We start from the raw sequence: 17,749 nt of genomic DNA, 5'->3' as shown, positions 1-17,749 counted from the left end.
TGGAATACTACTTTTGATAGAATTTAATGAGTGCTTGCGTCCCATTATCCCCATAACCTTCTTCTTGCAACTTATCATACATTGATTTTGCTAAGCTTAAGCCTGGTAATTGTAAATTCATACGGTCCGCCTCATCAAGCGCAATTTTCATGTCTTTAATGATGTGCTTAATGTAAAAGCCTGGGTCTAAATCGTCTTTAAGCATACGTGGCGCTAAGTTTGACAATGACCAAGAACCCGCAGCACCTGCCGTAATCGATTTTAAAACGTCCTCTAAATTTAAGCCCGCATTTAAACCGTATGCAATCGATTCACAAACGCCAATCATTCCTGATGCAATGGCAATTTGATTACACATTTTTGTATGTTGCCCAGAGCCAGCAACGCCCTGATATACAATATTTTGACCGAATACTTCAAAAATCAGTTTCATTTCTTCAAACACATCTTTATCGCCGCCGACCATTAATGATAATGTGCCATTTTGCGCACCAATGTCGCCACCTGAAACGGGTGCATCTAAACTATGTATATTCTTCTCTTTTGCCTGTTCATATAATTTTTTAGCAAGTGTCGGTTCGGATGTTGTCATATCAACAATAATTGTTCCTGGATTAGCTGCTGAGAAAATCCCCTGAGCACCGTTATATACTTCCTCAACATCTTTTGGGTAGCCGACCATTGTAAAAATAATTTGTTGGTCTACACTCGCTTCAGCTGGTGAATTTGCCCATTTTGCTCCTAACGTAATAAGTGCATCTGCTTTACTCTTTGTGCGTGTGTATACTGTTACTTTATGTCCTGCATTTAGTAAGTGTTTTACAATGCTAGCTCCCATAACACCTGTTCCAATGAAGCCAATTTTTTTCGATACCATTAACAAGTCCCCTTTTTCTATTTTATTTCATTTTATCAAATTATTTTTAAACTACAATGCGATGAAAGGTTTACTATAAAATTTTACTTACTGTGATGAACGTGAGAAGAGAAAGTTAAATTTGGTCAAAAAAAGAGAGCAGTAGCATTACGCTTCTACTCTTAAAGGGGGAAATGAGAATGTTGCTGTGTTCAAAAATAATATTCCCCAATTTCTAAATAATAAACATGTTTAGTAAAAACAGTTTAAAATTTTATTTAATCTTCTCCATATAATGTTACTGAATCATAATAATGTCTTTCTTCAAAAGCATTCATTAAACGATCTACTTGTTCACTTAGTTGAAGCGTTTCGTGACTTTGCAATCCATTTTCAATTCCAGATTTAATCATCAACTGGCGCTTTAATTCAAGTTCGTTTAATAGTACGTTATCCAAAATTTTTCCTCCTCAACCGTAAACATTTACCATTATTATACTCAATTAACAGGATACGTCCAAAGAAATCCTATTGCATATTTCGACAAAAATTACGATCTTGGAACATCTAAAAACGTGTAAACAACGTCCCCGCCTTGCTTTGCTTCGCCACGAAAATTTTTAAACTGTTCGTCCTTTAATAAATGTTCACGAAATTGTAAGAATTCCTCCTTCTTAATAAAAATTGATTCTATTTCTTTATTTCTTAATTGGTCTAATAACGCTTTATAATCTGCCATTGTAAAATCCCCTCTCCACAAAACCATTTATTATCGTTCAATATACCAAAATCGTCTACGAAATGAAATGATTCACAAAATGAAGGAATATAATATAAATATTCAAAATAAACTTTATTTATAGTATAATCTCAAGAAACTGTTAAAAATTAGTCGATGAAGGGACGGACTGCGTATGAAAATTGCTGAAGTTGGAAATATTATCGAATTTAAAGAGGGACTTAAAGGTGTCGTTGAAAAAGTAAATGAAAATTCGGTAATTGTAGATATTACAATTATGGATAACTTTCAAGACCTTGAAATGGAAGAGCGAACAGTTGTTAATCATAAACGCTACAAAATTCTAACTAATCATGAGTAAGATTAATGCAAATTACCCTTTTTAGCATCCGCAAGATGATAAAAAGGTTTTTTTTTGATACGATACGATACAGGAGGTAAAACAAATGATGAAAAAACATAAGCAAACAATTATTCTCCTTCTGGCATTGGTTTTTATCTTTAGTATGATGTTTTATACATTTCATGAAAAAACGATTTTCTGGTATTTATACGCATTTACTTTACTAGTTGGAATCGCTGTTTCTTTGGTCGCTGCGAAGTTTGAGGATCGTATTCCTACGTGGCAATATTTATTGTATGGTATTGGCTATGGAACAGTAACATATGGCATTGTGAAATTAGGTTATCTATCCATGGGCTCCACATCGACACATGAAATTGCAAAGTTTTTAAAAATTTACGGACCACAAAATATTTTCCACTACCTCCTATTAATATTTATTGTAGCCATTGGTGAGGAAATGTTTTGGCGAGGTTATGTACAGCAACAATTAAAACGCTTTACTTCTCCATTATGGGCCGTATTTATTACAGCACTATTATTTTCACTTTCACTAGCAATTAGTGGGTTTATTCCTGGAGCGATCGCAGCGATTGTCGTTGGACTTATTTGGGGAGCACTTTATGAATGGAAAAAAAGTTTACCTCTTATCATTGTGTCCCATGTCGTGTTCACTTTATTACTATTTTTAGTATTACCACTCGTTTAATCCACTATAAGCAGAAACTTATCGAAAAAAATCGTCGTCTATACTTCTAAAGGGGGAATTCACCATGAAAAAATCTTTAACAATGATTAGCTCACTCCTATTATTATCAGCTATGCTGGCAGCTTGTAATACGGATACAGTGGAACCAGCAAATACTTCAGCAAGCGATACTACTACACAAACTGAAAATGTAGCATCTGAAGACACAACAGAAACTACAGCATCTAGTGAGCAAGAAGAACAAAAGAATCAACCAGCCTCAACAGATACTACTGCAACAGAAGAGGCAACATTAACGTATACTTCAAACGGTAAAGCTTTCACTGAAAAAGTAACTGAATCTACAAGCGAAGAATTAGATTATACTATTTCACATTTCGAAAACTTTACATTAGAAGCGGAAGAACCTGGTGTTGACCACCTTTTCTATAACGATGATGATACATTGTCAATGCAAATTAAAGTAACTAGCACAGGCGAAGCAAGCTTTAATAATTTAAAAGCATCATCTGAAGAATCCATTTCCGCTATTGCATCAGAAGGCAATTATAACGAAGTCGATTTTTCTAAAGTGGTAACAACTCATTCAGATATTCAAAATATTAGTGGTTTTGAAACTGTAATCGATTCAGAAAAAGTAACAATCGTAACATTGGAACAAGGTACAAAACTTGTTACATTAACAATTTACGACACAGCTGAAGCTGATTTAACAGACGCATTTTTACAAATGGGTTTAACAATTCAATAAAGTGAACTTTCAATCAGTGCTGATTTGATGAGCAAGACCCACTACTGTTAATTTCACCAATCCAAATTTTGCGAGAATCATAGAAAAAGCTTATCAGTCCTTATAAGGGCCGATAAGCTTTTTTAATAAGATAAGTCTTTAATGGATAAACCTAGTTTTTTTAATAGTTCGATTGCCGTTTGCTTTTCCTCAACAGAAAGTACATTTAATAGTTCATGTATTTGCTTTTCATGTTCGGGAAATAAGCTACTCATAAATTCAGAACCTGCGTCTGTAATTTCTGCATACGTAACGCGACGATCATTAGGACATGAAATACGCGCTAAAAAACCGCGCTTTTCTAATTTATCGACAACATACGTAATCGAACCACTTGCTAGTAAAATCTTATTTCCAATCTGTTGGAGCGGCTGACGCCCTTTATGATATAAAAGCTCTAACACAGCAAATTCAGTCGGATTGACACCACTTTTTTGAATAAATTGGTTTGTCGCCTCACTAATTGCTTTATGAGCTCTTGATAATACAATAAATAACTTTAACGATTGTTTCACTTCATCCAAAGCCATAACAAGAACCATCCTCTATTTTTGGTAATAGGTTTATTATGCGATGAAAAGAAAGCTTTGTCAAAATCACTACATGAAGTTCACTTTCGTCTGAACACTCGCTAACTTATTAACATTATTTAAACGGTCATAATTAGTATGATTTAATTTAAAGTCAATAATAAATGTTGTACCTTTCCCTACTTCACTTTCAACTTGAATGGTTCCATTATGTTCGTTTGCGATGGCCTGAACGAGTAAAAGGCCTAAGCCTGTCCCTGTTTCTTTTGTTGAATAAAATGGGTCGAATACCTTTTCAACTTGTGTTTGATCGATGCCACGTCCCTGATCTCCTACCGATAACTGTAAACAATCTTTTGATGTATAACGAAGTTGAATACAAATTGACGTATTCATTTCAATCGATTCAATCGCATTTTTCAATAAATTGATTAACAATTGTTTCAATCGTTTTTCATCTCCATATAAAAGATATACTTCATTTTCCTCGTAATTAAATAATATTTTTGCTTGAGATAATTGGATCTTAGGCTGCATAAATTCAATAACTTCCTCAATCAAATGCTGTAAATTCACATAAACCAAACTACTCTTTTTTGGTTTAGAGAAATTCAACATATCTAATAATAAATCATCCATTCGCTTTAATTCCGTTTCGACAATATGAAAATACGGATGTTCTTTTTCTTCACTATTATTTTTTATCATTTGAATAAACCCTTGTATCGATGTCATAGGATTGCGAATTTCATGAGCAATAACCGACACATTTTGCCCCATTAAAGATAATACTTGTTGATGTTCAACTTTTTGTAATAACTCCATTATTTCTGTATGATCCGTAATCGTTGTAATTAAAATACCTAATGTCTCATCAATTTTACTTGAAAAATTTAAGTAGCGTCGATTTCCTATTTTATCTGTTGTTTGCACAACAACACTCGCTAATTCACTTTTAGCGATTTTTTTATAATAATTGACAATGACTGCTGAATCATACGTACATTCTTCAAATAAGCAGTCATAACTTCTCTTTTCAATTTGCCAATAATCACGATTCATTAATTGAAGTGCTTCGGTATTGGCTGTAATAATCTTTCCATTCAAAGCAGTTAATACGACACCATGTGCCATACCATTGATTAATTGTTGAAATGAAATAGACCTATAAGGAATAGTTTTTGTCAAAGACTGCAGTGGGTTTAATTGAAGTCGGCAATATATGAGTTGCTCCCCTCCAATCAAATAACCGCTAATTTTTAGCGACAGTTCTTGATTTGCATCATTGATTACCGTAACAATACAGCTCGCTGTCATATTTTGATCAATTGTTCGAATAAATTCTTCCCATTCTTTTTCAGAATGTGCTGTTAAGTTTAAATAATTTGATTCAGATTTTGACAGTTGAAGTTCACTTGTGGCTTTTAAATTTATAAACACGATATTTCTTGAACGATTTAAAACAACAATATTTTCATGTGCTTGCTGAAATAATTCTTCTAACATGTTTCCAAAATGGATTTCCACTGCTTCAATTCCCTCCACCGTCTATCATATTATCGAATATTCTGAATCTTCATTCACAAGTAATATTATTCCATATTTTGAATTGTAATAAAATGGGCAATTCCTACCAATTGTGTGCTTCTTCGCACACTGGTACAATAGTATATATGAAGAGGAGAAATAAAATATGAAAATAGTTTTAAGTACATTAAACGCGAAATATATCCATACTAATTTAGCCATTCGCTATTTAAAAGCTGCTGCATTGCCAGAATTCGATTGTGAATTAGCTGAATATACCATTAAAGATCCTGCATTCAATATTGTGTCGGATTTATTCCAAAAGAAACCTGACGTTATTGGTTTCAGTTGCTATATTTGGAATATTAACGAAACCATTGCCGTTATCCGCATGTTAAAAACGGTTTTACCAAACGTTAAAATCGTCCTTGGTGGTCCAGAAGTTTCTTATGATGTGCACGATTGGATTCGTAAGCATGAGGAAATTGATTTCATCATTATGGGAGAGGGCGAAGTATCTTTCAAAGAAATGATGCGCTACTTTAATGGGGAAATTGCTTTAGAAAAAGTACCAGGTATTTGTTACCTAGAAGATGGAAAATTAAAAATTCATGCCCAGCCACCAAAAGTGGACTTGCGTGAAATTGCCACTCCGTTCCGCTTTGAAGAGGATTTACCACATATCGGGAAACGTATTCAATATATTGAAACAAGCCGCGGCTGTCCGTTTAGCTGTCAGTTTTGCTTGTCTAGTATCGAAGTTGGTGTACGTTACTTCAACCGCGAAAAAATAAAAGAAGATATTCGCTACCTTATGGACAATGGTGCACGTACAATTAAGTTCGTTGACCGTACCTTTAATATTAGCCGTAGTTATGCGATGGAAATGTTCCAATTTTTAATTGACGAGCATAAGCCAGGTGTTGTGTTCCAATTCGAAATTACAGCGGACATTATGCGTCCTGAAGTCATTCAATTTTTAAATGACAACGCACCAAAGGGATTATTCCGCTTTGAAATTGGCGTTCAATCTACTAATGATTTAACGAATGATTTAGTCAAACGCCGCCAAAACTTCGAAAAACTTACACGTACTGTAATGATGGTAAAAGAAGGCGGTAAAATCGATCAGCATTTAGATTTAATTGCTGGTTTACCAGAAGAAGATTACGCTTCATTCCGTAGAACGTTTAACGATGTATTCGCGATGCGTCCTGAGGAATTACAGCTTGGCTTCTTAAAGTTATTACGCGGGACAGGCTTACGACTTGAAGCTGAAAAATATGGATACACCTATGTCGATATTTCGCCATATGAAATTTTCTCAAATAACGTTTTAACATTTGATGACATCGTTCGCATTAAACATGCAGAAGACGTGTTAGAAAAGTATTGGAACGGACATCGTATGGATAACACGATTGAATATTTAGTAACAAAAGTATTCGACACACCATTTGATTTCTTCCAAAACTTTGGTACGTATTGGGAAACAAAAGGCTGGTCACGTATAGGTCATCAGCTTGAAGATTTATTCCGTCGTTTAATTGAGTTTTTAGAAACGGTTGAAAATGCTGATTTAGACGTCATCATTAGCTTGATGAAATACGATTATTTAAAAGGTCAACAATTCCAACCACGTAAATTATGGTGGGATGATCGTCTTTCTGAAGACCAAATGAAGCAAGTGTATGGACGTATTAAAGAAAATCCAGCTATTGTTGGTGAGGAATTTTCGAATATGAATATTAATGAGCGCGAGCTATTCAAACACTCACTAATCATCCCATTCCATATCGATTTACAAAGCTATGAAGTCGGTGCTCCTCAAAAACAACCAGGTTACTTATTTACGTACTTCCGTAATGGACAAACACCATACTTTTACACATTTAATTAAGAACAAAAGTGCTAAAGCGTCCGTTTAGCCCCGAACAGCTTTGGAGGACCCGACAAGAAAGTAAACGTTCCATCACGCATCAACAGAGGGGCCGAAAAGCTCGAGGGGTTGGCGCTTTAGCCTAGACGTGAGATATGCTTTATTTAAAAGTTATCCACAATACGATGGATTTATAATTTCCTAAAATTAAAAAGCGCTGCACTATCTATTGTTAAGATAGTGCAGCACTTTTTCTTATCCAATAATAACTCGTTCTTTCGGATAATGATATTTTTTCTTGGTCGGTCTACCTGTAATCGAATAAAGGAAGGAAATTAATCCAACTCGTCCAATAAACATCAATCCCATAATAATAAATTTCCCTATCGTCGATAAGTTTTCCGTTATTCCAAGTGACATCCCACACGTTCCGAACGCTGAGGTGATTTCAAAAATAATTTGAATCATCGTTGCGTGCGGCTCTGTAATTAGTAAGGCCATCGTGGCACCGAGTACCATAAATACTGCAAAAATTAGCACGGCAAACGAACGATATACATCAATGACATGAATTTCCCGATTAAAAATTTGAATGTCAGACTGTCCACGTGAAAAGGCGATTAAAAATAGCGTGACAATGGCAAAGGTCGTCGTACGAATTCCCCCACCTACTGAACTTGGAGAAGCTCCGATAAACATAAGTCCACTCATAAATAAGTCTGTAGCTTCACTAAAAGTAGTCACATCATACGTCGTCAATCCTGCAGATCTTGTCGATGCCGAATGAAACATCGCAGAAAAAACCGCTTCATGCCATCGCATTCCTTTAAATGAGTGAAATGATTCCAAAAGTAAAATGATTAACGTTCCGATAGCGAAAAGTCCTGCATACGTAACAGTCGTGATTTTCGTAAACAAACTAAAACGAAATGTAGAATCCTTTTTCATTAAATACGTTTTTACTTCTATGAGCACTGGAAACCCAATTGCCCCTAAAAAAATTAAAATCATGCACACAAACTGCACAAAATAATCATGATGGAATGGCTGTAAACTTAAGCCCGTAATATCAAATCCACCATTCGTTGTAGCGGAAACAGAGGCAAACACACCCTGAATCGCCGACTCTTCCCACGTATCAAAATAGCGTTTAAAATGCACTGTCAAAATAAGTGCACCAATACTTTCTATCAAAATCAATAACCTTGCAATTTGTTTAATTAACATAACAACGCCTGAAAGATTATATTGGTTGTGGTCAATCATGATTAATTGGCGCTCGCGCATCCCAATTTTCTTTCCGAATAACAGCCACAAAAACGTACCAATCGACATAATTCCAATGGCGCCAAATTGTAAAATCAATAAAATCATTGCAAGTCCAAAGCCACTGTATGTTTCTGAAACAATCACAGTCGTTAAACCAGTCACACTTACCGCACTTACTGCCGTAAATAAGCTGTCTAAATGTGATACTTCTACACCTTCAAGGTGGACACCTGGAATGCGAAGTAATAAGTAAGAAATTAAAATCGCAAAAAAATAAAAGGTTAGTAATATTTGGAAAGGCGTAATATTACGAGTCGCTAACTGTTTAAAAGGCATCTCTTCGCCTCCCTAATTCATAACATTTTTTCCTAGTATAATGAATTTTTAACTAAAAGAAAAGGAACTGCTCAAAGGTTCTCTTTGTAGCAATCCCCAATTTTCACGAATTACGCTTCATTAATTCGCATTTTCTTTTTTCTTTTTAACAACACTTACTACATAACCGCCCACTGCTAAGCCTAGTAAGACAACCCAGAAGATTGCTTTCCACACAGTCGAATGTGGGAAGTGTGGATCAATAATTGCTAAGTTTTCATGACTTAAAGCTAATACAGCTAACTTCACACCAACCCAACCTACGATTAAGAATGCAGCTGTTTCTAATGTTGGGTAATCGTTTAATAATTTTACGAACATTTGTGCAGCAAATCGCATAATGACAAGGCCGATAAATCCACCTAAGAACATAACTGCGAATGGACCTGCATTAATGCCGCCGATATGCATATCACTTAAATGTGGCAATGTCATAGCAATCGCAACTGCTGCAAGCATTGAGTCAATAGCAAATGCGATATCCGCTAACTCAACTTTAAATACCGTCATCCAGAAGCCAGAGCCCTTTTTCACTGTTTCCGCTTCCTCATGTTCATCTTCTTTTTTAAAGTGATTATCATATAAATGTTTTATTGAAATGAATAATAGATAAGCAGCCCCGATAGCTTGAATTTCCCAATATTTCGCTAAATACGTAATTAGGAATAGTGCGATGAAGCGGAATACAAACGCTCCAAATAATCCATAAAACAATGCCTTTTTTTGTAGTTCTTTCGGTAAGTGTTTTACCATTACCGCCATTACGACCGCATTATCTGCAGCTAAAAGTCCTTCAAGGAAAATTAAAACCAGTAAGACCCATGCGTATTCTAATAAAATTGCTTCCATGAAAGTTCTCCTCCTTATGATGTACTATTACCCAAATTTGCGGGTAAATTACCTTATACTTAGTTGAATAAACATCCGAATTTTTCCAAAAAGAAAAGACCTCTGCCTTTTTAAAAGGCAAAGGTCTTGCTAAGCAAATTAATGCTATCACACCCGATGGTTCCTAACCATGTAATGACGAATGTGAAGTAAGTTCATTAGTCTATCGGCAGATGCTTTATTTCGACATTCTACCACTAAATCACCTATAGCTACTCCCCTTTGACAAACTGTCAACGGATATTCATTTCAAATATATTGTTTAGTGTAACGATATTCATTCAAAAAATCAAATATATTTTATAATATTTATTCAATTTACCTATAAAAACTTTGTAAATGCTTATTTTCTTCATAAAAATAGATAATTTCAGGCAATGAATGCATTAAATCTGAAGCTGGTAGTTCAATTGAAGCTAGTAACGCTTCACAATCTTTCGTATCAAACTCAGCGGCATAATCTAAATAATCGATGAATTGTGGAGGTATACGTAATCGTTCATGTACCGTTGGTTGTTCCAACATCGCCTTTGCAATTCCTAACGGCAATCGACCAAATGTGGATTTACCCGTCATCAGTTTGACCATTTCCAAATAAATCGACAAAACATCATATTGCTTCCTATCCATTATATGAACAGTTTCCCCTTCCGCATCAGACAGCTCACTAAGCGCGATGCTCGCCTGCACGACATAATCGATTGACACAACATGAAGCGGCTCCTTACTGCCGATTTTCGGAATCACTCGACGTGAATTGAAAAAGGAAATACCTTTTAACATATAATATATGCCATCGAAGCGTTTTGTGCTTCCTGTAACGGAGTGGCCATAAATCATACTTGGACGAATGATTGTCGTGGGTACATCTAGCTTCAAATCATCTACAAGTAACTCCGATTCAAATTTTGTCTCCTCTAAATAATTATGAAACTCATCTGGTCGAATTAGTTCCATTTCCAAAACTTTCCCAGTTCTCTTACCTGCTATAAACGTAGAACTAAAATACATATAGCGTCTTAAATTAGGTAAATGGCAAACAAAATCGTTCACATTTACTGTCCCGTGAACATTTACTCTCCATGCGTGTTCACGTTTTACCGATAAATCTTGCAATACCGCTAAATGCCAAACAACTTCAACGTTAGATTGAATGATTGCTAACTCTCGATCGGCAATATCTAGATTGGGTAATGTAATATCCCCTTCAAACAACACAATTTGACACCCTTCAAATTGTCGTTCGATCAATTGAACAGCCGCTTTCGCACCAGCTAACTCCTCTAGTAATACGACTGCATAAACTTCTTTTGTTATGCCTTGTTTAAATAATTGTTGAATCATTTCTGTTGCAACAAATCCTGGAAAGCCGGTGAAAAAGTGACTACCCATGATTCCCCCCCTTTTTTTCAAATACTTATTTAAATAAAACGATTTCCCTTACAACTATTCGTGTAGGATTCCCCTTTCCCCTTTCCTAATAAACAAAAAACTATTTTATTATAGGATTGATGGAGATTATGACAAAACAGGTTTACCCGATCCACTCTTATTGGATTTTTATTTTAAAATTAATGAAGGGAAAATCGTAAAGCTCTTCATCAAATAAAAATGTAGCGACTCCAACATCTTCATATAAGAAAAGAATCTCATCAAATTCTTCACGACCAATTCCCGCATTAAAATAAACCTCATATTTTGATCACAATATGAGGTTTACTTGTTTGCATGTTTAATTAGATTAATTACGAGAAGAAATGTGGCTTAGTCAACAATTACGTTTGATTGTTGGATAGGTTCTTTATTGTTGTCTTGTAATTGACTTTGTTGCTTAGCAAAAAAATTTCGTACTGGGATATTTATATAAAAGAACATCCCCATAATTAAGACTGAGAAAATCCAGCCTGCGATTTGCTTATAGATCAACATTCCACCATAACCATCAATTCCATATTTTTTAAGTAGGAATACGGTTAATCCAGCCATAAAAAGACCTCTGATGATAAAAACAACCTGAATCCATTGAAACCATTTAAAAATTCCTTTTTGATAAAATAATGCTCTGCTGTGCTTTCTGTCATGACCTTGTAAATAGGCAAAATCAACAGCAAAATATAAAGAAAAGGGACGCTTAATGATTAGCGTAACAAAATAAAGAAATGTATAAAAAAGACTTAAATACACCCCATTCCAAATCATTTGCTCTGCTGAACCTGATAGCAGATTCACCGTAGTCCCTAGTACTAATGAGCCTAAAATAAATAAGCCTGTTATGTTAAATTGCTTATCCAAAATAAAGCGGTAAATCGTATAAATAAATCCCGGAATGGTTGAAATCAGCATGGCTACATAATCGCCAAAAGGCTCCCTCCCAAATTTCCATATGATATAAGGTAATGCTGCATAAAAAAGTAATTCTAATAAAATAAATTTTTTATTTGAACTCTGTTTTTTTACCATATTTTCCTCCATCTATCCCTATTCAACTTTTATACTTGAAGAAACAACATAATCTCGCCTAATTGTTTGTTATCCTTTTATTGCACTTGTAGATGAGCAAATAATATTTGCCACTTATGTTACTAATGATATTTTCCTATTACCATTCAGATTCCTATTTTCTAACTCTTCTTTTGTGCACAATACCATTTATTAATAATAAAATCATCAATATTATAGACATATTAAATGTCATTTCGGAAAGTTTTGTATTTATTAAAAGGGCTGTAAAGTTATTCAATAAGATAACAGCACATACAATAAATGATAGATTAGCAATAGAATTATTGTTCATGTGTTTAAATGTCCCCCTAATTCTTCCATAAAAATTCCTTTGTGTTTATAAGAATTCAACTCCTGTTTATCTAATAGTATATTTTATTGGTAATATTCTGTAAATATAGTATATAAATTACATTTCATTAGAGTACTTATACAAATCCGAACAATATAGATTTGCCGAAATGACCGGAATTAGTCTGGCTGCAATTTATCGCTATTTAAAACAAGAGCGGTACAACACCTAATCATGTTGCACATGTTCTTGGCAGTTTAGTTGAATAAGAAGATATTAAAAAGGTTTTATAAATGTTAGAATAATCTAAATATATAGAACGATATTTTTAAAATATACGCGGAGGTTACTATGCTAAGTTATAAGAGTTCTACAAGAGAGATTGATGAAAGCGGTACGGAGACAGCAGTATTATCTGTTGGGGCGACGGAACAATTTGGTCCTAACTTACCAATGCATTTAGATACTCTGATAGCAGAAATATATGCAAAATCATTTGGAGAAGCATTAAATGCATACGTATTACAAACTATACCTTTTAACACATCTGAAGAACACGCTAACTGTAAAGGTACTATTACTGTTAGTCCGAATGGATTTAGGGAGTGGATTTATGAGTAAACGAATAAAAGGTTATTTAGAAATACTTATTGTAGCAATTATTATTTTAACAATAATCGTTTATTTCAATTTGCCGAATGAAACTTTAATCATATTCGGAGTAATTGTTATTTTTAATCTCATCGTTTTTGAATTGTCTATTTGGCTGAAATAAAAGATTTACTTTTAAAAACTTTAAAATTTAGTACGGGAAGAATTATAATATTAATTATTAGTAGTGGAGGTATCTATTGAAGAAAACAGTATTATTCTTTTTAATTCTGAGTGTCTTGTTAGTTACATCGGGTTGTTTGGATGAAACGAATGGACAAAAAATAACTGTACAGAAAATAACTGTACAGAAACGAACTAGTGAAGAAAATATTTTTGAAGATTTCAGAGAAGTCACTGAAAACAAACAAGTGGAAAAAGCGATAAATATAATTAAAAACGCTAAATGGGAAAATAAGAAAGTAGAAATGGTACGCTATGCAGACTACCAATTTCAATTTCCATCTAAGAATAGCAACGGTAAAGAAGATAAAATAGCATCTTATTTACTTTGGATTAGCCCTAATGGTCAAAATCTAGAGATAATTACCGAAAGTGATGAATTTGTAAAACTAACAACGCAAGATTCTGCCGAATTATATGGAATATTAACAGGAGAAGAATTAATAAAATAATCTTTTTTTGCAATCCATTATAAAGATACAAAATAACACGCGTGTTGATTAACCAAAATTATACAGTATCTACTTGATTCATCGTTCTGTGAAACTCAAGTATTTCTTTCACGCGAATTCGCCATTCAATTGGCAAGTCATCACAAAGAAACAGGCGCGTAAAACCCGCGAAAGATAAGCGTTTGACGTTAGCTTTCTTCTGTCCTTGTACGTGAAGAAATTTTAATAAAACATAGGCAATTAATGCTGCGAAAAGTTGATTAAATACCGCATTTTTAGTCGTGCCAAATAACACTGGCACATTTAAATTTTGCTTGATCCAGCGGAAAAATGATTCGATGGCCCAACGAGATTTGTACATGCCTGCGATTTCTTCGGCCGTAATGTCCATCAAATTGGTTACGACACGGATTTCTTTTCCTTCGTGGTCGGTAAACTCGACAATACGATGGCGCTTTTCGGTTTGTTTTTGAGGTGTTCCAAGGATACAAGTGAAATCAGCTGTGATATTTGAATCATTGGTACGACGGCCTTTGAGTGATTTTTTTCGATTCAGTTGCACGTTTTCTTTGATACGGAGCACAAAATCTTGGTGCTCTTTTCGGTAACGATCCACTTTATCAATTGAAAAATAAGCACGGTCGCACACGAGAATAAAACGCTTGTCTTCGAGTTGTTCACCAATGGGTCCATCGTGCTTTAAGCCTGTTGTTTCAACGACCTTCAAGGGCATAGCGGTTTCATTTGTGAGGCTTACATGCAGTTTAATCCCTGAGCGTTCACCGTGGTAAAGTGCCCATGGTAAGCGCGATTTTCCTACTGTAATCGTTGTTGAATCAATGGAAAGTAGCTGTTTTTTAGGGAGTTTCATTCTGCGACGTGCAGCACGATTCAACTTGCTCACGATGATTTCAAAAATACGCTTGATAATGCCGTAGTTCAATGTTTTTAAGTGTTTAGAAAGCAAAGAATGATCGACCGAAACAAGTCCATTACTCGAACCAACATCGGCTGCGTGCCGTAAACTTTTCCACTCATTTGTCGCAGCACCAATTAAATACTTGAGGAGTGTGGAAACCGTACATTTACGTGCCGTTTCTACATAATTAAACTCTACTAAAATCGCTTTTAGCTCTGTTTCTGAAAGAAAGTTTTGAATCAGCGTGAAAATCGTGGTATGTTTGTTCAAGAGAGATTCCTCATTTCGTAATTGTTTGTGTCGTAACTAACATTTTACATGAGAATCTCTCTTTTTTATGCAATTTTATTGGAAGAAACTAGATAATCAACAGGCGTGACAAAATAAGTCTAATAAACAAATGCATTACCAACACTTGGCTTTTCTATGGAACATTATCCATGCACGTTATTGAATAAAAATTTTCTTGCCGCAAATCCTCTTTATTTAAACAAACGGCGCCTTTGCTTGCAACAGCGCCTTCCCTCTTTAAATATAATTTAATAGACTATGCCTTATTTGGCGGGCCTTGCATAAAGCGCACAGATGAGTCGTACAGATTTGTGCAACAAAGCTGTGCGATTCATGCGCTTAGCCCGCCAAACCACGTACACATACTTAACTCTATAATTAAAACATGACAGCTATAACAATTCCCTTGTCTACTTATTTAGCAAATCCGCTTTATTTAAAAGAACGGCGCCTTTGCTTGCAACAGCGCCTTACTTCTTTAAATATAATTTAATAGACTACACTTTATTTGGCGGGCTTTGCATAAAGCGCACAGATGAGTCGTACAGATTTGTGCAACAAAGCTGTGCGATTCATGCGCTTAGCCCGCCAAACCCCGTACACTTTCATAACACTTTATTAAAATAAGATTAGCTATGATACTCTCCTTTTCCATTGTATTCAGCAGATAAGCTCTATTCACAAATGGCGCCTTTGCTTGCAACAGCGCCTTACTTCTTTAAATACAATTTAATAGACTACACTTTATTTGGCGGCTTTGCATAAAGCGCACAGATGAGTCGTACAGATTTGTGCAACAAAGCTATGCGATTCATGCGCTTAGCCCGCCAAACCAAATACACTGCCCTAGCTATGACAAACCCCAAAAAACAAAAAAGACCGCTGAGCATTTGCCCAACGGTCGAAGTTTGAAAAATTATAATAAACTATATAATTTAATATGCTCGTTCTTATCAGCGAACCAGCGCATCGCAAATTCATTTTCAAACAAGAATACCTTTTTATCAAAACGGTCTTTTACTAACATCGAACGTTGAGAATGCATTGAATCCTTCACATCTTCTTCATTCTCAACCCAACGAGCTATTTTACTACCAATTGGTTGCATCGTTACTTCAACGTTATATTCGCCGATCATACGGTGTTGGAATACTTCAAACTGTAGTTGACCTACTGCACCAAGAATAATTTCTTCTGTATGCAATGTTTTGAAGTATTGAATTGCACCCTCTTGTACTAATTGCAGTACACCTTTTTGGAATTGTTTCCCTTTCATGACGTTCTTCGCAGATACGCGCATGAAAATTTCTGGTGTGAACTGTGGTAATTTTTCAAAGTTGAAGCCTTTTTTACCGCCAACAACTGTATCACCAATTTGGTACGTACCTGTATCATAAAGACCAATAATATCACCTGCAACGGCTTCATTGACAATTTCACGGTCATCCGCTAAAAATTGTGTTGATTGAGTTACTTTAAATGATTTACCTGTACGTGCTAGTGTCATATTCATACCGCGCTCAAATTTACCTGAAACAATACGAACGAACGCAATACGGTCACGGTGCGCTGGGTTCATATTCGCTTGAATTTTGAATATGAAACCAGAGAACTCATTATACTCTACAGGATCAATGTATTGCTCATCTTCAGTAATACGAGGCTGTGGTGTTGGTGCGAATTTTAAGTACGTATCAAGGAATGTTTGTACCCCGAAGTTTGTTAAAGCAGAACCGAAGAATACGGGTGTTAATTCCCCACGACGGATTTTTTCTTCTGAATACGCATTACCTGCTTCGTTTAATAATTCGATATCATCCATGGCTTGCGTGTAATAAGATGTTACTTTCATCGGATGTTCAACTGCTAAATGGCCTTTTTCATCTACTGGTAAGTAACGCTCATTTTCATCCGTACGGAATTGCTCGATACGATTGTTGTAACGGTCATAAATACCAAGGAACTCTTTCCCCATACCGATTGGCCAGTTCATTGGATAAGCTGAAATGCCAAGTACTTCTTCTAATTCTTCAATTAGCTCAAGCGGCTCTTTCCCTTGACGGTCTAATTTGTTGATGAATGTGAAGATTGGAATACCGCGCATTTTACATACTTTAAATAGCTTTAATGTTTGGGCTTCAATCCCTTTTGCTGCATCGACGATCATGACAGCACTATCTACCGCCATTAATGTACGGTACGTATCTTCGGAGAAATCTTGGTGTCCAGGTGTGTCCAGAATGTTCACACGGCAATCTGAATAATCGAACTGCATAACAGATGAAGTAACTGAGATCCCACGTTGTTTCTCAATTTCCATCCAGTCAGATGTTGCGAATTTCCCTGATTTCTTCCCTTTTACTGTACCTGCGTCACGGATGGCACCACCGAATAATAATAATTTTTCTGTAATCGTCGTTTTACCAGCATCCGGGTGACTGATGATGGCAAAGGTACGACGTGATAATATATCTTGTTCTAAAGTCATTTTAATTTCGTCTCCTTTTCATACTTTCTTATTTTAAAAGACATCGCTACCTTGTTACAACCTTTT

Annotated in this window: 18 protein-coding genes; 7 read left to right on the top strand and 11 right to left on the bottom strand. The window is 35.3% G+C overall.

Features of this window, described 5'->3' with window-relative positions; genetic code table 11:
• Positions 1 to 7 precede the first annotated feature (7 nt).
• The 3 genes from DCE79_RS03485 to DCE79_RS03475 all read right to left on the bottom strand — a co-directional run bounded on the left by DCE79_RS03485 (position 8) and on the right by DCE79_RS03475 (position 1,595).
• A complete protein-coding gene (locus DCE79_RS03485; RefSeq protein WP_108711728.1) occupies positions 8 to 877 on the bottom strand; it encodes an NAD(P)-dependent oxidoreductase in 870 nt (289 codons plus the stop codon).
• 257 nt (positions 878 to 1,134) lie between these two features.
• Positions 1,135 to 1,314: an aspartyl-phosphate phosphatase Spo0E family protein gene (locus DCE79_RS03480; RefSeq protein WP_108711727.1), complete on the bottom strand. Its 180-nt coding sequence runs from the start codon at positions 1,312 to 1,314 to the stop codon at positions 1,135 to 1,137.
• Between the two features lie 92 nt (positions 1,315 to 1,406).
• Positions 1,407 to 1,595: a hypothetical protein gene (locus DCE79_RS03475; protein WP_108711726.1), complete on the bottom strand. Its 189-nt coding sequence runs from the start codon at positions 1,593 to 1,595 to the stop codon at positions 1,407 to 1,409.
• Between the two features lie 175 nt (positions 1,596 to 1,770).
• On the opposite strand from DCE79_RS03475, the gene DCE79_RS03470 reads away from it, so the two are divergent.
• The 3 genes from DCE79_RS03470 (at position 1,771) to DCE79_RS03460 (ending at position 3,398) form a co-directional block, all read left to right on the top strand.
• Complete coding sequence (locus DCE79_RS03470) at positions 1,771 to 1,956, top strand: YkvS family protein (protein ID WP_108711725.1); 186 nt, start codon at positions 1,771 to 1,773, stop codon at positions 1,954 to 1,956.
• An 85-nt stretch (positions 1,957 to 2,041) separates the two neighbouring features.
• Positions 2,042 to 2,647, top strand: a complete 606-nt coding sequence (locus DCE79_RS03465; protein ID WP_234417328.1) for a CPBP family intramembrane glutamic endopeptidase — start codon at positions 2,042 to 2,044, stop codon at positions 2,645 to 2,647.
• Between the two features lie 64 nt (positions 2,648 to 2,711).
• A complete protein-coding gene (locus DCE79_RS03460) occupies positions 2,712 to 3,398 on the top strand; it encodes a chemotaxis protein (RefSeq protein WP_108711724.1) in 687 nt (228 codons plus the stop codon).
• 122 nt (positions 3,399 to 3,520) lie between these two features.
• Here DCE79_RS03460 and DCE79_RS03455 read toward each other — a convergent pair whose 3' ends face one another.
• Both DCE79_RS03455 and DCE79_RS03450 read right to left on the bottom strand, forming a co-directional pair.
• On the bottom strand, positions 3,521 to 3,967 hold the full coding sequence (locus DCE79_RS03455) for a MarR family winged helix-turn-helix transcriptional regulator (protein WP_108711723.1): 447 nt from the start codon (positions 3,965 to 3,967) through the stop codon (positions 3,521 to 3,523).
• 69 nt (positions 3,968 to 4,036) lie between these two features.
• Positions 4,037 to 5,512 (bottom strand): ATP-binding protein, encoded by a 1,476-nt coding sequence (locus DCE79_RS03450; RefSeq protein WP_159083048.1) that lies wholly within the window; start codon positions 5,510 to 5,512, stop codon positions 4,037 to 4,039.
• 148 nt (positions 5,513 to 5,660) lie between these two features.
• Here DCE79_RS03450 and DCE79_RS03445 point away from each other — a divergent pair, with 148 nt between their 5' ends.
• Positions 5,661 to 7,394, top strand: a complete 1,734-nt coding sequence (locus DCE79_RS03445; protein WP_108711721.1) for a B12-binding domain-containing radical SAM protein — start codon at positions 5,661 to 5,663, stop codon at positions 7,392 to 7,394.
• A gap of 234 nt (positions 7,395 to 7,628) precedes the next feature.
• On the opposite strand, the gene DCE79_RS03440 is transcribed toward DCE79_RS03445, so the two are convergent.
• The 4 genes from DCE79_RS03440 to DCE79_RS03425 all read right to left on the bottom strand — a co-directional run bounded on the left by DCE79_RS03440 (position 7,629) and on the right by DCE79_RS03425 (position 12,365).
• Positions 7,629 to 8,978, bottom strand: a complete 1,350-nt coding sequence (locus tag DCE79_RS03440; RefSeq protein WP_108711720.1) for a TrkH family potassium uptake protein — start codon at positions 8,976 to 8,978, stop codon at positions 7,629 to 7,631.
• Between the two features lie 120 nt (positions 8,979 to 9,098).
• Positions 9,099 to 9,866 carry a TerC family protein gene (locus tag DCE79_RS03435; protein ID WP_108711719.1) on the bottom strand — a complete coding sequence of 256 codons (768 nt, stop codon included), beginning with the start codon at positions 9,864 to 9,866 and terminating at the stop codon, positions 9,099 to 9,101.
• Between the two features lie 357 nt (positions 9,867 to 10,223).
• On the bottom strand, positions 10,224 to 11,297 hold the full coding sequence (locus tag DCE79_RS03430; RefSeq protein WP_108711718.1) for an SDR family oxidoreductase: 1,074 nt from the start codon (positions 11,295 to 11,297) through the stop codon (positions 10,224 to 10,226).
• 372 nt (positions 11,298 to 11,669) lie between these two features.
• Entirely contained in the window at positions 11,670 to 12,365 is a 696-nt protein-coding gene (locus DCE79_RS03425; protein WP_108711717.1) for a VC0807 family protein, read from the bottom strand.
• Between the two features lie 685 nt (positions 12,366 to 13,050).
• Between DCE79_RS03425 and DCE79_RS03410 the strand changes: the two genes are divergently transcribed.
• From DCE79_RS03410 to DCE79_RS03405, 3 genes are all read left to right on the top strand, one after another.
• Positions 13,051 to 13,320 carry a creatininase family protein gene (locus DCE79_RS03410; RefSeq protein ID WP_234417327.1) on the top strand — a complete coding sequence of 90 codons (270 nt, stop codon included), beginning with the start codon at positions 13,051 to 13,053 and terminating at the stop codon, positions 13,318 to 13,320.
• Positions 13,313 to 13,474, top strand: coding sequence for a hypothetical protein (locus tag DCE79_RS18435; RefSeq protein WP_159083047.1), 162 nt, complete (start codon positions 13,313 to 13,315; stop codon positions 13,472 to 13,474). The genes DCE79_RS03410 and DCE79_RS18435 overlap by 8 nt, the downstream gene beginning before the upstream one ends.
• Before the next feature lie 76 nt (positions 13,475 to 13,550).
• A complete protein-coding gene (locus tag DCE79_RS03405) occupies positions 13,551 to 13,985 on the top strand; it encodes a YhfM domain-containing protein (RefSeq protein ID WP_108711715.1) in 435 nt (144 codons plus the stop codon).
• Between the two features lie 58 nt (positions 13,986 to 14,043).
• Here DCE79_RS03405 and DCE79_RS03400 read toward each other — a convergent pair whose 3' ends face one another.
• Together DCE79_RS03400 and DCE79_RS03395 are read right to left on the bottom strand one after the other, a co-directional pair.
• Positions 14,044 to 15,174 carry an IS4 family transposase gene (locus DCE79_RS03400; RefSeq protein ID WP_108711714.1) on the bottom strand — a complete coding sequence of 377 codons (1,131 nt, stop codon included), beginning with the start codon at positions 15,172 to 15,174 and terminating at the stop codon, positions 14,044 to 14,046.
• Positions 15,175 to 16,111: 937 nt separating this feature from the next.
• Positions 16,112 to 17,683, bottom strand: coding sequence for a peptide chain release factor 3 (locus tag DCE79_RS03395; protein WP_108711713.1), 1,572 nt, complete (start codon positions 17,681 to 17,683; stop codon positions 16,112 to 16,114).
• Between the last annotated feature and the right edge of the window lie 66 nt (positions 17,684 to 17,749).

This window comes from Lysinibacillus sp. 2017, from assembly GCF_003073375.1.
Lineage (GTDB): Bacteria > Bacillota > Bacilli > Bacillales_A > Planococcaceae > Solibacillus.
Note: the sequence above shows the minus strand (reverse complement) of the source record. Positions and strands in the feature narration are given on the sequence as shown.

What these genes read in the sequence shown, in the direction of transcription:
- DCE79_RS03465 (WP_234417328.1), top strand. Translation starts at nt 2,042, where the DNA reads ATGATGAAAAAACATAAGCAAACAATTATTCTCCTTCTGGCATTGGTT.
- DCE79_RS03410 (WP_234417327.1), top strand. Translation starts at nt 13,051, where the DNA reads ATGCTAAGTTATAAGAGTTCTACAAGAGAGATTGATGAAAGCGGTACG.
- DCE79_RS03440 (WP_108711720.1), bottom strand. Translation starts at nt 8,978, where the DNA reads ATGCCTTTTAAACAGTTAGCGACTCGTAATATTACGCCTTTCCAAATA.
- DCE79_RS03445 (WP_108711721.1), top strand. Translation starts at nt 5,661, where the DNA reads ATGAAAATAGTTTTAAGTACATTAAACGCGAAATATATCCATACTAAT.
- DCE79_RS03430 (WP_108711718.1), bottom strand. Translation starts at nt 11,297, where the DNA reads ATGGGTAGTCACTTTTTCACCGGCTTTCCAGGATTTGTTGCAACAGAA.
- DCE79_RS03435 (WP_108711719.1), bottom strand. Translation starts at nt 9,866, where the DNA reads ATGGAAGCAATTTTATTAGAATACGCATGGGTCTTACTGGTTTTAATT.
- DCE79_RS03455 (WP_108711723.1), bottom strand. Translation starts at nt 3,967, where the DNA reads ATGGCTTTGGATGAAGTGAAACAATCGTTAAAGTTATTTATTGTATTA.
- DCE79_RS18435 (WP_159083047.1), top strand. Translation starts at nt 13,313, where the DNA reads ATGAGTAAACGAATAAAAGGTTATTTAGAAATACTTATTGTAGCAATT.
- DCE79_RS03475 (WP_108711726.1), bottom strand. Translation starts at nt 1,595, where the DNA reads ATGGCAGATTATAAAGCGTTATTAGACCAATTAAGAAATAAAGAAATA.
- DCE79_RS03460 (WP_108711724.1), top strand. Translation starts at nt 2,712, where the DNA reads ATGAAAAAATCTTTAACAATGATTAGCTCACTCCTATTATTATCAGCT.
- DCE79_RS03485 (WP_108711728.1), bottom strand. Translation starts at nt 877, where the DNA reads ATGGTATCGAAAAAAATTGGCTTCATTGGAACAGGTGTTATGGGAGCT.
- DCE79_RS03425 (WP_108711717.1), bottom strand. Translation starts at nt 12,365, where the DNA reads ATGGTAAAAAAACAGAGTTCAAATAAAAAATTTATTTTATTAGAATTA.
- DCE79_RS03395 (WP_108711713.1), bottom strand. Translation starts at nt 17,683, where the DNA reads ATGACTTTAGAACAAGATATATTATCACGTCGTACCTTTGCCATCATC.
- DCE79_RS03470 (WP_108711725.1), top strand. Translation starts at nt 1,771, where the DNA reads ATGAAAATTGCTGAAGTTGGAAATATTATCGAATTTAAAGAGGGACTT.